The sequence below is a fragment of the Pseudomonas morbosilactucae genome, from assembly GCF_023241715.1.
GTDB classification, from domain to species: Bacteria; Pseudomonadota; Gammaproteobacteria; order Pseudomonadales; family Pseudomonadaceae; genus Aquipseudomonas; species Aquipseudomonas morbosilactucae.
Genome location: NZ_JALQCW010000078.1, coordinates 19,238 through 34,046 on the forward strand (window position 1 = coordinate 19,238; position 14,809 = coordinate 34,046).

General features: G+C 63.3%; 8 protein-coding genes. 6 read left to right on the forward strand and 2 right to left on the reverse strand.

The genetic code is table 11. The features are described 5' to 3' along the window. Nucleotides 1-41 precede the first annotated feature (41 nt). Nucleotides 42-1,460 carry a type II secretion system ATPase GspE gene (gspE, locus tag M1B34_RS26330; protein ID WP_268266659.1) on the forward strand — a complete coding sequence of 473 codons (1,419 nt, stop codon included), beginning with the start codon at nt 42-44 and terminating at the stop codon, nt 1,458-1,460. Beyond that, nucleotides 1,460-2,671 (forward strand): type II secretion system inner membrane protein GspF, encoded by a 1,212-nt coding sequence (gspF, locus tag M1B34_RS26335; RefSeq protein ID WP_123333798.1) that lies wholly within the window; start codon nt 1,460-1,462, stop codon nt 2,669-2,671. Before gspE ends, gspF begins: the two co-directional genes overlap by 1 nt. Before the next feature lie 295 nt (nt 2,672-2,966). On the opposite strand, the gene M1B34_RS26340 is transcribed toward gspF, so the two are convergent. Continuing rightward, entirely contained in the window at nt 2,967-4,109 is a 1,143-nt protein-coding gene (locus M1B34_RS26340) for a pectate lyase family protein (RefSeq protein WP_268266660.1), read from the reverse strand. Nucleotides 4,110-4,569: 460 nt separating this feature from the next. Between M1B34_RS26340 and M1B34_RS26345 the strand changes: the two genes are divergently transcribed. Then, nucleotides 4,570-6,804 carry a TonB-dependent receptor gene (locus tag M1B34_RS26345; RefSeq protein WP_268266661.1) on the forward strand — a complete coding sequence of 745 codons (2,235 nt, stop codon included), beginning with the start codon at nt 4,570-4,572 and terminating at the stop codon, nt 6,802-6,804. Nucleotides 6,805-6,859: 55 nt separating this feature from the next. On the opposite strand, the gene M1B34_RS26350 is transcribed toward M1B34_RS26345, so the two are convergent. Further along, complete coding sequence (locus tag M1B34_RS26350) at nt 6,860-8,215, reverse strand: amidohydrolase (protein WP_268266662.1); 1,356 nt, start codon at nt 8,213-8,215, stop codon at nt 6,860-6,862. A gap of 708 nt (nt 8,216-8,923) precedes the next feature. Here M1B34_RS26350 and mqo point away from each other — a divergent pair. From mqo to M1B34_RS26365, 3 genes are all read left to right on the forward strand, one after another. Continuing rightward, nucleotides 8,924-10,573 carry a malate dehydrogenase (quinone) gene (gene mqo / locus M1B34_RS26355; RefSeq protein WP_123333790.1) on the forward strand — a complete coding sequence of 550 codons (1,650 nt, stop codon included), beginning with the start codon at nt 8,924-8,926 and terminating at the stop codon, nt 10,571-10,573. 227 nt (nt 10,574-10,800) lie between these two features. After that, entirely contained in the window at nt 10,801-13,014 is a 2,214-nt protein-coding gene (locus M1B34_RS26360) for an IgaA/UmoB family intracellular growth attenuator (protein WP_268266663.1), read from the forward strand. 554 nt (nt 13,015-13,568) lie between these two features. Then, nucleotides 13,569-14,807 (forward strand): urea ABC transporter substrate-binding protein, encoded by a 1,239-nt coding sequence (locus tag M1B34_RS26365; RefSeq protein WP_123333785.1) that lies wholly within the window; start codon nt 13,569-13,571, stop codon nt 14,805-14,807. Nucleotides 14,808-14,809 lie beyond the last annotated feature (2 nt).

Below are 14,809 nucleotides of genomic sequence, written 5' to 3' on the forward strand. Positions count from 1 at the left end.
CCGCCGCCCTTGCCACTTCCCTTCATCCCAGAGGTGCACCCGTGACCCAGTTGCCTTACGCCTGGGCCAAGGCCCAGCGTGTGCTGTTGCGCAGTGACGAACAGGGCACGCTGTTGTTGGTGTGCCCGTCGACACCGGGCTGGGCGATCAACGAGGTGCGGCGCCAGTTCGGCCCGACGCGCCTGGAGTCGATCCGCGAGGAGCAGCTCGAAGGGTTGCTCAACAGCGCCTACGCCGACACCGGCAGTGCCGCCGCCGTGGTGGGCGCGGCTGAGAACGAGGTCGACCTCGACCGGTTGATGCAAGACATCCCGGAGATCACCGACCTGCTGGACACCCAGGACGGTGCGCCGGTGATCCGCATGATCAACGCCTTGCTGACCCAGGCGGCGCGGGACGAGGCCAGCGATATTCATATCGAACCCTATGAAAGCCATTCGGTGGTGCGCTACCGGGTCGATGGCACCCTGCGTGACGTGGTGTCGCCGCGCAAGGCGTTGCACGCGGCCCTGGTGTCGCGGATCAAGATCATGGCCCAGTTGGACATTGCGGAAAAACGCCTGCCCCAGGACGGTCGCATTGCCCTGCGGGTGGCCGGGCGGCCCATTGATATCCGGGTGTCGACGGTGCCCACCGGCCATGGCGAACGGGTGGTGATGCGCCTGCTCGACAAACAGGCCGGGCGTTTGCAATTGGAGACCCTGGGCATGGACGCCCAAGTGCTGGCCCGGCTCGATGGGCTGATCCGCCAGCCCCACGGCATTGTCCTGGTCACCGGGCCCACCGGCAGCGGCAAGACCACCAGTCTGTATGCGGCCCTGGCCCGCCTCGATGCCAGCACCAGCAATATCCTCACCGTCGAAGACCCGGTGGAATACGACTTGCCGGGCATCAGCCAGATCCAGGTGAACGCCAAGATCGACATGACCTTTGCCCTGGCCTTGCGCGCCATCCTGCGTCAGGATCCGGACATCATCATGATCGGTGAAATCCGTGACCTGGAGACAGCGCAGATCGCTGTGCAAGCGTCCCTGACCGGGCACCTGGTGCTGGCGACGCTGCACACCAACGACGCGGTGTCGGCGGTCAACCGCTTGATCGACATGGGCGTGGAGCCGTTTCTCCTGGCCTCGTCCATGCTCGGCGTGCTGGCCCAGCGCCTGGTGCGGCGTCTGTGCCCGCACTGCAAACAGGAAGACTTGGCGGTGCCCGGCACCTGGCGCCCGGTGGGCTGCACGGTGTGTAACCAGACCGGTTACAGCGGGCGCACCGGGATCCATGAATTGTTCTGCATCGACGATGATATTCGCAGCCTGATCCACCAGGGCGCTGACGAGCAGGCGCTGCGAGCGGCGGCGCGCAAGGTGGGGATGTTGAGCATGCGTGAGGACGGCGAGCGCTGGGTGCGCAGCGGTGCCACCGCGCCGGAAGAAATCCTCCGTGTGACACGGGACGCCTGATGAATCGCTATCGCTACGAAGCTGCCAATGCCCAGGGCAAGGTCGAGTCCGGCCACCTTGAGGCCGAGAGCCAACGGGCGGCCTTCGCCAACCTGCGCAGCCGCGGCTTGACCGCCTTGCAGGTGCAACTGGACAGCAATCAGGGCGCCAGTGGTGCGGGAGGCTTGTTCAGCCCCAGGCTCTCGGACAACGACCTGGCCTGGGCCACTCGCCAGTTGGCCAGTCTGCTGGGAGCCAGCCTGCCGCTGGAAGCGGCCTTGAGTGCCACGGTGGAGCAGGCCGAGCGCAAACACATTGCCCAGACCCTGAGCGCGGTGCGCGCCGATGTACGCAGTGGCTTGCGCCTGGCCGATGCCCTGGCGGCACGGCCCCGGGACTTTCCGGAAATCTACCGGGCGCTGATTGCCGCCGGCGAAGAGTCCGGTGACCTGGCGCAGGTCATGGAGCGCCTGGCGGACTACATCGAAGAGCGCAACAACCTGCGGGGCAAGATCCTGACCGCCTTTATCTACCCCGGGGTGGTCGGGCTGGTGTCGATCGGCATCGTGATCTTCCTCCTCAGTTACGTGGTGCCCCAGGTGGTCAGTGCCTTTTCCCAGGCGCGCCAGGACCTGCCTGGGCTGACCCTGGCCATGCTCAATGCCAGTGACTTTGTCCGGGCCTGGGGCGCGCTGTGTTTTGCCGGGCTGGTCACCGGGTTGTGGGGCTGGCGCCTTTACCTGCGCAACCCCCAGGCGCGCTTGCGCTGGCACAGCCGGGTGTTGCGCCTGCCCTTGATCGGGCGCTTCGTCCTCGGCCTGAACACCGCGCGTTTCGCTTCGACCCTGGCCATCCTCGGTGGGGCCGGGGTGCCGCTGTTGCGCGCTCTGGAAGCGGCGCGCCAGACCCTGTCCAACGACCGCCTGAGCCAGAGCGTCAGCGATGCCACGGCCAAGGTCCGCGAAGGCGCCAACCTAGCGGCGGCGTTACGAGTGGAGAAAGTGTTCCCGCCGTTGCTGATTCACCTGATTGCCAGCGGCGAAAAGACCGGCTCCTTGCCGCCGATGCTCGAACGCGCCGCGCTGACCCTGTCCCGCGACATCGAACGCCGCGCCATGGGCATGACCGCCTTGCTCGAACCCCTGATGATCGTGGTCATGGGGGGAGTGGTGCTGGTGATCGTCATGGCCGTGCTGTTGCCGATCATCGAAATCAACCAACTGGTGACCTAGATCTTTCACGGACGCTCCGCCAAACCCCACCCTGTGTAGGCGCTGGCTTGCCAGCGATAGCGATTTCAAGGGCCCCATCGCCGGCAAGCCGGCTCCTACAGGAGGATTGTGTTGGCCGTGCCATCGAGCAGGTGACGCAGAGCGTGGGAATGCCGCCACGGACGCCCCACCCTGTGTAGGAGCTGGCTTGCCAGCGATAGCGATTTCGAGGACGCCATCGCCAGCAAGCCGGCTCCTACAACGACAAAGCCCTCGTTTCCGAGGGCTTTGGTTTTTACGGTGTTACGCGGCTAGATCAGATCTTGCCGGCGCCGGCCTTGGCCTTGACGTCAGCAGCGACTTTGTCGGCTGCCAATGGGCTGTAGCTGTAAGGCGGGGTCCAGCCGATGCTCGAACTCCAGGAGCAGCTCAACGCGCTGCCGTTGAGGGTCGAACCGCTGTCACGGTAAACGCTGCCACCGTAATCGCCGGCGATCTTGTCACAGCCGCTGATGCCGCTGATCTCGAACGCGTTTTTCTCGGAGAAGATCTTCGAGCTCTTGCCCACGCCGTGGGCGTAGGAGAACGGGTAGACCTTATGGCTGGTGCTGCCCACGTGGTAGTTGTTGTACAGGTGCACCTGGCCGAAACGTACGCGCGGCGCACGGGCGGAGATGTTTTCAAACAAGCTGTTATGGATGGTGACCTTGAGCTTGCCATCATCGGTGGTCCGGCTGTCGCTGGAGCCGATCAGGTTGTTCTTCTCGTGGGACTTGAACGCCGTGTACGAAATGGTCACGTAGTTGGCGCCGTTCTTCACGTCCAGGGCACCGTCGTGGTGCTGCTTCGGACGCCCGTTGGCGGTGCCGTTCTGATCATCGGTGCGGCGGCCGTCGGTGAAGGTGACATGGTCGACCCAGACGTTGTTGGCGCCTTCGATGGTCAGGCCGTCGTATTCCGAGTTCCAGTTACCGGCGCTGCCGTCGTTGGCATCCCAGATAGGCTCCGGATCCCACGGGTTCTCGATGGTCAGGTTACGGATGATTACGTCGTTTTCCTTGGCATAGAAGAAACCCTCGCGGATCTCTGCAGTGCTGCTGGTGCCCACGATGGTGGTCTTGCCGGGGATGTCCAGACGGCCGCGTTTTTTCATGTCCGCGGTGTTGGTGTAGGCCTTGCCTTCACTGACGTCGATGATCCCGGTGATCTTGATGATGCGGCCGTTGGTGCCTACCGAAGCCGCCAGGGCGGTTTTCAGTTCAGCGGCGTTTTTAACGGTGTAGATGTTGTTAGCCGCGGCGCGGGAGCCGCCTTTGGTGCCGCCGTTCTGCGTGGCCCAGCCTGTGGTTGCTACATCCAGCCAGATATCGGCGGCATGTGCAGGGACGCTGGCAAGCAGGAGTGAACCGAGAAGGCCACCGGCGATTTTGCAAGACGCGGTCTTTGAAGACTTCACCATAATTAATCTGATCCTTAGATTAAATTGAGTCGGTCACGCAGCAGATACTGCGTTTCCATAAGCGGACGTTCCTTCTCCACTGAAGCGAGTTGGGCGCCCGCTGCAGGGGAGAATATCCATTCTCGTAGTAAGAATCATTACTGGAAGGGCCCCAAATGAAAAAAATCAGAAACTAAATAACTTGGCAAAAAATGCTCGCTGTGCTTACACGCAAGTGTGCGTTGCAGCTAACCAGAGCCCCGGAATCATTGGTCGACGCCGGGTATAGGTGCTCGAGAGGATGCTTGCTCGATGGGCAGCAACGGCTGTTGTTGCCTTGCTGCCTGTGCAGCAAGTACGGCCTGGTCGAGGTGGGAAAACAGACTAAATATCTTGTAAATCAAGGACCTGGATTTTTGGCGTGGACGTTGCACCGGGGCCGGTACAGCGCACTTCGCGCCGGCCTGAGGAATCCAACCTGATGTCTCCCCACCTTCCCCTTAATAAACTGGCCTGGGTCATTGCCAGCCTGATCACCTTGCAGGCCCAGGCGGCAGAGGCGCCCCCGGAACAGGCTGCCAGCAGCGACGCCTTGCCCACTGTGACGGTGACCGCGCAGAAGCGCGAAGAGTCGGTGCAGGATGTGCCGGCCGCCGTGTCGGCGGTCAGTGCCGACGACATCGTCAATACCGGCGGCGGCTTCAGCGCCGGCAAGGCCTTGAGAAATGTGCCCAATGCCATCGCCCCGGAGTTCGCCGGGCATCAGCGTCCGCGCTGGTACATCCGTGGCATGGGCTCCGGCGACATGGCCTCGACCACGGTCTACCCCGTGGGCATCTACACCGATGACGTGTACATCGATCCCCATGTGGCCACCGGTTTCCCGCTGTATGACATGGAGCGGGTGGAGATCTTGCGCGGCCCCCAGGGCACCCTGTGGGGCAAGAACACCACCGGTGGCGCCATCAACTTCGTCTCGCGAAAGCCGACCCTGGACAGCGCCGATGGGTATTTCAAGGTGGACGCCGGCAACTACAACTCGCGGATTTACGAAGGGGCCTATGGCGCGCCGCTGGTGGAGGATCGCCTGGCCGCCCGTGTGGCCTTCATCGACCAGAGCAGCGACGGTCAATTGAAGAACCAGGTGGACGGGCACACGGTAGGTGATCTCCACGACCAGGCGGTGCGCCTGCAACTGCTGGCCAAGATCAACGACGACCTGCAGGCCACCCTGCAATTGCATGGCCGTGACTACAAGGGCCAAGGCATCGCCACCCGGGCTTGGGGCGCCGGGCCGGGTGGCAGCACGTTGTTCGGCCCCGCCCCCAAACCGGACACTGACGAAGCGGCGTTCACCGGCAAGGCTCAGGACTTGATCGAGCATTACGGCCTGCAACTGGCCTTGAAGTGGGACCTGGGGAACTTGCATCTGGATTCGATCACCGCCTTCGACAATGTCACGGAGCGGGCCCAGGGACCGAACATGAGCATCTATGAGTTCGGCCGCTCCTATTCCGACGATCACTGGCAACAGGTCTCCCAGGAGCTGCGCCTGTCATCGTCCAAGGACCAGGACGTGAGTTGGATCGTTGGCACCCACTTGTTCCATGAGCAACTGGACAGCCAGTCCAGCAGTGCCTTGTTGCCCACCGCCTACAACCAGGCGTTCGGCGTGGCCGATTACGGCCAGACCCGCATCGATCAAAGCACCGACAGCGTCGCGCTGTTCGGCAGCAGCACCTGGCGGGCCAGCGACAACCTGAGCCTGACCGCCGGGCTGCGCTGGACCCGCGAAACCAAGGACATCGACCTGCGGCGGGTGGCAGCGCCGAGCGCGGCGGATGTGTCGTTCGGCGGCAGCGGTGACTGGTGGAAAAATTACACCGGGTCCCTGGCGACCACCGTGGTCCAGGATGAAAAACGCACCTGGAACAAACTCACCTACGACTTCACCCCCGAGTACCAGCTCAATGACAACGCGCGGGTGTATTTCCGCTACGCCAAGGGCTTTCGCTCCGGCGGTTTCAGCGGCGGCGCCCAGGTCCAGGCCGAGGCCACGGTGGTGGCGCCGGAGAACGTCGATGCCTACGAACTGGGGATCAAGAGCGAGTGGTTCGATGAGCGCCTGACGGCCAACGCCAACGTCTTTTACTACGACTACTCGGACATCCAGGTGAACGCCGTCTCGGTGCGTAACGGCCAGGTGGTCTCACTCTTGACCAACAGCGGCCAGGGGGTGATTCGCGGTGCGGAGTTCGAACTGGAGGCGCTGCCCTTGGCCAACCTGCACCTGAACGCCTCCCTTGGCCTGTTGCACACCGAGTTGCAGGACTTTGTCTCCGGCGGCGTGGATTACTCCGGCAACCGCATCGCCCGTTCACCGGCACGCACCCTGGCGGTCGGCGCGGCGTACCGGGTGCCCCTGCAAGGCGGTGACAGCCTCAACTTCGGCACTGACTGGCGCTACCAGAGCCGGATTTTCTTCCTGCCGACCGCGCAGGAGGATCACAGCGTGTCCCAGGGCGGCTACACCCTGGGCAATGCCAGCGCCACCTACCACTTCGGCGGGCAGCAGGATCTGGACTTGACCGCCTACGTCAACAACCTCACCGACAAGCAATACAAGACCGACTCGGTGCCGCTGCCCTTCGACATTGCCTGGGATGCCCGGGGCGATCGACGGACCTATGGCATGAGCGTGACCACGCACTTCTGATCATGCCAGGCCGTGCGTACCGCCCCTGTTGTGCGGTACGTCGGTCTGCTCGGGGCTACTTGTAGCCGTTGTTCGCCAGGTAGGTCAGGGTTACCCGCGACAAGGCGCGTACGCCCACGGGCACGGCCTGGTCATCCACCAGGAATTTGGGGGAATGGTTGGGCCAGGCCTTGGCCGGGTCCGTGCCTTCGGGGGTGACGCCCAGGCCGAAGAACAGCGCCGGAATGCGTCGCGAATATTCGGCAAAATCGTCCGCCGCATAGACCCCGGTGCCGAGGCTCACCGGCCCCTTGGACGAGGCTTGCAGCTCCGGCAACAGCTTATCCACCAGGTCGGTGTTGTTGTAGCCGGCCGGGTAGCTGCCGGGCAGGATCTCTACCGTGGCGCTGGCCCCGGCGCTTTCCGCGATCTTGCTGGCGGTGCGTTGCAGGCGGGCGACCACATCGTCGCGCTGGGCGTCGCTGAGGGTTCTCAGGGTGCCTTCCAGGCGCACCTCGGCGGGGATGATGTTGCTGCGGACCCCGGCGTCGATCTTGCCCACGGAAATCACTGGCGCCGGCAGGGCTACCAGGTTCATCTGGCGGCTGGCAATGGTCTGCCAGCCGAGGATGATCTGCGCGGCCAGGGGGAAGGGGTCGATCCCGGCCCAGGGGAACGCACCGTGGGTCTGTTCACCCTTGATGGTGGCGACAAAATTGTCCGAGGCCGCGGTGGTGCGTTGCCGACTCACCGACAGGCTGCCGGACACGCCCGGGCCGACGTGCAGGCCGAAGATCGCCTCGGGGGCCGGGTTGGCCAGCACGCCTTGCTCGATCATCAGCCGCGCGCCACCGGTTTCCCCCACGGGTACGCCTTCCTCGGCCGGCTGGAAAATGAACTTCACCGTGCCCGGCAGGCTGTCTTTGTGCGCGGCCAGCACCTCGGCCACCCCCAGCACAATGGCGATGTGCGCGTCGTGGCCACAGGCGTGCATTACACCGACGGTTTTCCCCGCTTGGCTGAAGTCGTTGCCGCTGTAGGCCTGGGTTACGCGGGAGGCGTAGGGCAGGCCGGTCTGCTCGGTAACCGGCAGTGCGTCCAACTCGGAACGGATTGCCACCACCGGCCCCGGCTTGCCACCGCGCAGCACGCCGACCACGCCGGTGTGCCCGACCTCGGTCTGTACCTCCAGGCCCAACTGGCGCAGGCGCTCGGCCACCCGCTTGGCGGTGCGCACTTCACGGTTGCCCAGCTCCGGGTGCTGGTGGATGTCATGGCGCAGCTCGATCAGTTGCGGCGTGGCTTTCTGAATGTCCTGCTCCAGCACCTGCAGGCGCTGGGGGTCGACGTTGGCGGCGTGGGCGTTGCCCGCCAGCCAGGGGGTGATCAGCAGTCCGGCGCTGATCGCCAGGGTGAGCGGGGAGTGTTTCATGCAAGGCCTCGGTGGTTAATCGGCAGGGCCCGGATCGGGCCAGGGGCGATAACGCAGAAACCATGCCACCCGTTCGGCGCTCGCGTGGCCGGGCCCGGGGTCCTGAATGATGGGGGTTGGCGCTTTGCTGTATGCGCCTGTTGCAGCAGTGCCGTGCTGATCGCCTGCTGGTCTGCCAGCAATCGGGCAGGGCCTTTTGCCATCTGTCGCTGGCGGCTGCCGGGCGGATGGGGAGTGTCCAAGCGTCTTGGTCGGATTATTCTGCTGAACCGATTCTTTTTCTGTGCAAAAATGCGCGCCGAATCCACGGTCGCAGCATGACCGAACAGTGTTCTTCGGCTTTCCTCGGGTGTCCCCGGTCAGTCGCTCGACGACCGGCTAGACTGTCTCCACGGCAGATGCGCCGCCCGTTGGCGCAGGATGAGGAAGGCCGCAGTGGCCGGGTCAGCCCGGTTCACGTCCGGCGTCGCCGACGTATCAAGAAGAATTCATGTCACTCAAGTAGCTGAAGCCAATACGAATAAGAAGTCAGCGCAGGAGCGACATAAAAGTGAGGTCGAGTGTGTCATGTCGGCCTTGTGTGCCCACCGTGCAGTTTTGTGCAGTGAGGGCGTCCACGATCCATTGCGTTGTTCGGCATGTGTCGAGAACACCCCCATCAGCAAGGCGGCAGGGGCGGATGGCGTTCTATCGTAGGTAATTACAATTATGTTGAAAAAAGTGAACACGGCCCTCCTGGGCCTGGCGATGACGATAGGGTTCTCGTCCTCGTACGCTGCTGAGACAAAAAAGGTCGATGTGCTGTTGATCGGCGGGGGCATCATGAGCTCCACCCTTGGCGTCTGGCTCAATGAGCTGGAGCCGAGCTGGTCGATGGAGATGGTCGAGCGCCTGGACGGCGTCGCCCAGGAAAGCTCCAACGGCTGGAACAACGCCGGTACCGGTCACTCCGCCCTGGCCGAGTTGAACTACACCCCGGAAGATGCCAACGGCAAAGTCGAGATCCCCAAGGCCGTTGAAATCAACGAAGCCTTCCAGATCTCCCGTCAGTTCTGGTCCTGGCAGGTCAAGAACGACGTGCTGAAGAACCCGCGCTCGTTCATCAACTCGACACCGCACATGAGCTTCGTGTGGGGCGACGACAACATCAAGTTCCTCAAGAAACGCTACGAGGCCCTGCAAGCCAGCCCGCTGTTCAGCGGCATGCAGTACTCCGAAGACCCGGTTCAGATCAAGAAGTGGGTTCCGCTGATGATGGAAGGGCGTGACCCGAACCAGAAAATCGCGGCCACCTGGAGCCCGATCGGTACCGACGTCAACTTCGGCGAGATCACTCGTCAGTTCGTCGCTCACCTGCAAGCCCAGCCGAACTTTGCCCTGAAACTGTCGAGCGAAGTGCAAGACATCGAGCGCAATGAAGACGGCTCGTGGCGCGTGACCTACAAGAACCTGAAAGACGGTACTGAAACCCAGACCGACGCCAAGTTCCTGTTTATCGGTGCCGGTGGCGGTGCTCTGCACCTGCTGCAGAAGTCGGGCATTGCCGAAGCCAAGGAATATGCCGGTTTCCCAGTGGGCGGCTCGTTCCTGGTGACCGAGAACCCAAGCATTGCCGACCTGCACCTGGCCAAGGCCTACGGTAAAGCCTCGGTGGGCGCACCGCCGATGTCGGTTCCGCACCTGGACACCCGTGTGTTGGATGGCAAGCGCGTGATCCTGTTTGGCCCATTCGCGACCTTCTCCACCAAGTTCCTCAAGGAAGGTTCGTACCTGGACCTGCTGACCACCACCACCACCCACAACTTCTGGCCGATGACCAAAGTCGGCATCAAGGAATACCCGTTGGTGGAGTACCTGGCTGGCCAGCTGATGCTGTCTGATGAAGACCGCCTCAACGCCCTGAAGGAATACTTCCCGAACGCCAAGGCTGAAGACTGGCGTCTGTGGCAGGCCGGTCAGCGCGTGCAGATCATCAAGCGTGACGAAGAGAAGGGCGGCGTGCTGAAACTGGGCACCGAGATCGTTGCTTCCCAGGACGGCAGCATCGCCGGTCTGTTGGGCGCATCGCCAGGCGCTTCGACCGCGGCACCGATCATGCTGAACGTGCTGGAAAAGGTCTTCAAAGACAAAGTCGCGACGCCTGAGTGGCAAGCCAAGCTGCACCAGATCGTGCCGAGCTACGGCACCAAGCTGAACGACAGCCCGGAAAAAGTTGCACAAGAATGGGCTTACACCAGCCAGGTTCTGCAACTGACACCACCGCCAGCCGTCAACGGCCAGGCTGCTCCGGCACAACCTGCCGCCGCCCAGCCCAAGGCTGAGCGTGAAAGCAACGCTGCGACCGACATGGCGCTGTAAGCCAAGGCCTTGGGCAACTGCGGTTGCCTGGGAAGTCGCCGGCGGCTTGTTGCCGCTGTGAAAGAACGCCACTCATTGAGTGGCGTTTTTTTTGCCTGGCATTTACTACGGCGGCGTTCACGGCGTCGGCCGCCGTCGGCCATTAATTGTTTTGCCGGAGGTTTCTGGTTTTTCGCACAAATGTGGTTATCATCCGCGGCGATTTTTAATCAAGGACAAGGCAGCTAATGGATTTGAATACCATCCAGGTCATTTTGTTTGTGGTAGTGCTGGTGTGGTCGGCCTTCAGCCTGATCACCTACGCGGCGCGGCGCAGTGACAACAAGGGAGCCCTGCGCGACCTCAAGCAAAGCGGTGAATCGCTTCGCCAGTTGAGCGCTGAAGAACAGACCCTGGTGCAGCCGTTCCTGTTCCACCCGGCCAACCCGGACAAGCCCGCAAGCCTGATCAGCCCCGAAGTGTTCAGCCTGACTGGCGAGTTTATCCGCCACGGCCTGGAGACGGGGCAGGGCGGCACAACCCTGCACGACACTCTGGGTGACGTCGATGTGGTGCTGCCCTACGACGCTCGCAGTTTCCTGCAGGCCGAATACAACGAAGCCGAAGTGGTGATGACCGAGAAGTTCGCCATCGTCGTCGCCCTCAACGGCCAGTTCGACCTCAGCGCCGGGCGCGAGCGCGAACTGCGTCGGCAGAAGCAACACCAGCAGTGGTCCCACGGCCAAGTCGGGGCCTTGCAGGACGTGGTGGACGGGGATGCCCCGGCCACCGACAGCAACGCTGCCAAACCCGCCGCTGAGGCGACCCCGACTGAGGCGTTCGGGCGGGTCGAGATCCTTAGCCAGCGCGATGAAACCCCCGCCGAAATCGGCTATCGCCGCCAGCCAGGCATTGCCTTCTGGCCCTCCGTGCTGTGGTTGCTGGTGTGCATCTGCCTGGCCTTGACCGACGACGGCGCGAGCCTTATCTGGCTGTTCCTGGCGTTTGCCCTGGGCGCCCTGGCGCTGTGGCTGACCTGGCGCAAACGCTCCCTGGGCACGCCGCAGAAGGTCAACCGTAGCCGTGGCGTGCTGCACAGCGTGACACTGGCCAACCCGGACAACAGCCTGTTCATGACCGAGCACCTGTTTCTCGGCGACAAGGTGCTGGTGAACCTGCCTGCCCATTGGGCCGCCCATATGCTGCTGCCTGACGATGGCCGGGTCGAGGTTGAGATGCGGGTCGAGGACTACGGCGTGCTGCGCCTGGGCCAGCAGTTTTCCGTGGACGAGGAGCAGCGCCTGTTCCCCCACGCCTTTTGGGGGCGCCAACTGAGCCTGAGCCTGGTGGGGCTGCTGGCCGGCCTGGGGTTGTGGGCCGTGGCCGACGACCTGGGGGCCGATCTGGCCCAGACCGGCGCCTGGATCAGCGGCAACGAAGCCCGTTCCTACCCTTCGGCGGCGGCGCTGCTGCAAGACCCTCCGGGCCTGGGCGGTTTCCTTGAGCAACAGGGCCAGGGCCGTTGTGACCTGCAATACCGCCAGGATGGCGTGACCCTGGGCTTTGATTGCCAGCGCCTGCGCTGGGGCGGCGACCCCTTGCCCCAGGCCAGCCTGTCGCTGGACCCAGCCGTGCGCGAGCTGTACTCGGGGACGTTCCTGCGCACCGAGTCCAACGCGATGCTCGACATCATGCTCAAGACCCAGATGTACCGGCAGATGGAGAGCGACCCGTCGGCGATCTACAACATGAGGGACATCAAGGCCCAGTTGTTGGTGGGCCTGAGCGACACGGTGCTGCGGATCGAGAGCGCCTGCGCCCTGGTGATCGACGGCGTCTCGGCCAATTGCACGGCCTTCAAGCGGCGCTTCGTCGAGCGGCTGCTGATCGGCGAGGCCGAGCAGCCCGAGACCTGGGAGCAACTGCTCAAACTGGCCCAGGACGGCGCGCTGAAAGCCAAGGGGCATAGCGATGAGGCCATGATCGTTTCACGCTTTGCCGAGGAGCTGCGGCGCCAGGCCAAGACCAGCATGCAGCCCTTGGTCCAGCAAGCGATCAGCAAGGCCCTGCAACCGGCCTTGCTCGCCCAGCGCGGCGGCGTGGTGCTGATTCAAGAAGGCGTCTACGGTGACCTGGCGGTCAGCTACTCCGATGACGAGGACTTGCTGGAGGTTTGGAAGCAGCAGCAACGGATGATCTCGGGGGAAGTGAGCACGCCGTTCAAGGTCAAAGGCATGGTCGTCTACCTGGGCCGCGACGCCAGCGACACGCCGGAGATTGTGCTGGATCCTTCGCGCACCCTGGATAACCCATGGTCGGCCCTGGCCCATGTGCTTTGGCTGCTCCTGGCCCTGGGGCTGGTGCTGGTGCACGTGCCGTTGCTGATCAAGCTCTGGCGTCAGGAACAGGCCCGGCACGTGGCGTTCCAGGCCCATTTCCAGACGCTCAAGCAGCAGGTGTAGGTGGGCATCAGGGCATCGCCGGGTCGGTCTGACCGGCGCTGCGCCCGCCGTCGTTGAGTAACAACGCCACTCCAAGAGAGTGGCGTTGTTGTTTTTGCGCACCGTGGCCGGCCTGTTACCGCTGCTGCGCCAGGGTGAATCGTTGGTGTGCACCCTGTGTTCGCCGATGGGGCGTTTTTACCCAGGTCGGGCGCCAGCAGGCTGATAAGGCAGCGCTGATTTTTATAAAAAATCATACAAATCAGTTGTTTATGTTTTGTGGCGTGTTTTTTGCTGTCATTCGGCTGTCGCGCCACGCGGCTCGCGTTTCACCCTCCACGTTGTTCCCTCGGAGGGCTGGGCGATCTCAATGGAGAGATCGTCGCCTGTACTGAAACGCACCTCAATCGTTCAGCCGACAGCGTCGTCGGCGGGTGGAATCAGGCTCACATCACGCCCTGCATTCCCCGTGCACCCCACCTCCCTCAAGTATTCCCAGCACGCCTTTGGCGTGGGCGTTCGGCTGAACGCGGGTGACGCTTGGGTCGGGCCGGGTGCCTCCAGGAGCATCCTCCATGGCTATCAATCGTCGTACGTTCCTTCGCGCGTCCGCTGTCTCTGCGGCCGCTCTCTCGACGCTGAGTTTCAAGAGCCTGTCGGCCTTTGCCGCCGACGACGCGATCAATGTCGCCGCGCTGTATGACAGCTCCGGCGGCCTGGACATCTATGGCAAGCCGATCGTCGACGCCTTGACGTTCGCCACTGAAGAGATCAATGCCTTGGGCGGCTTGCTGGGCCGCCCGCTGAACCTGATCAAGTACGACACCCAGTCCAACATGCAGCTCTATGCCCAGTACGCCCAGCAGGCGGCGCTCAAGGATCGGGCGGCGGTGGTGCACGGCGGCATTACCTCATCGTCCCGAGAGGTGATCCGCCCGGTGCTGGACCGCTATAAGACCCTGTACTTCTACGACAACCAGTACGAGGGCGGGGTCTGTGACCGCAACTTCTTCGGCACCGGCGTGACCCCTGCGCAGACCGTGGAAAAGCTCGTGCAGCACGTCACCAAGGCCTGGGGCAAGAAGGTCTACATCATCGCCGCCGACTACAACTACGGGCAGATCGTCTCCGCCCACGTGAAGAAGTACGTGGCCGAGGCGGGGGGCGAAACCCTGGCGGTGGAGTTCTTCCCGCTGGACGTGACCAACTTCGGCGCGACCATCTCGAAGATCCAGGAAGCCAAGCCGGACTTCGTCTGGTCGGCCCTGGTGGGCGGTGCCCACATGTCGTTCTACCGCCAGTGGAAAGCCTCGGGCATGGCCGGCAAGTTGCCGATTGCCTCCACCACCTTCGCCGGGGGCAACGAGCACGTGGTGCTGGCCCCGGAAGAATGCAACGGTATCCTGATCTGCCAGAACTACGTGCAGGAACTGGCGACGCCCAACAACCAGGCGTTTGTCAGCAAATTCCACCAGCGTTTCGGCGCCGATTACCCCTACATCACCGAACTGGCCATGGGCGCCTACCAGGGCATGCAGCTCTGGGCCGAAGGCGTGCGCCGGGCCGGGACCGTGGAGCGCCAGGCGGTGATCGAGGCGCTGGAGCAGGGCGTGAGCCTGGAGCTGCCCAGCGGCAAGGTCTCGGTGGATGCGCAAACCCACCACTGCATTCTCGATGTGCACATTGCCGAGGTCCGTGATCGACGCCTGGAGGTGGTGCAGAGCTTTGCCCAGCAGCCGCCGGCCGACACCGCGTCGGTGTGCGACCTGATCAAGAACCCCCGGGATGCAAAACAGTACAGCGTGACGCTGTAAGG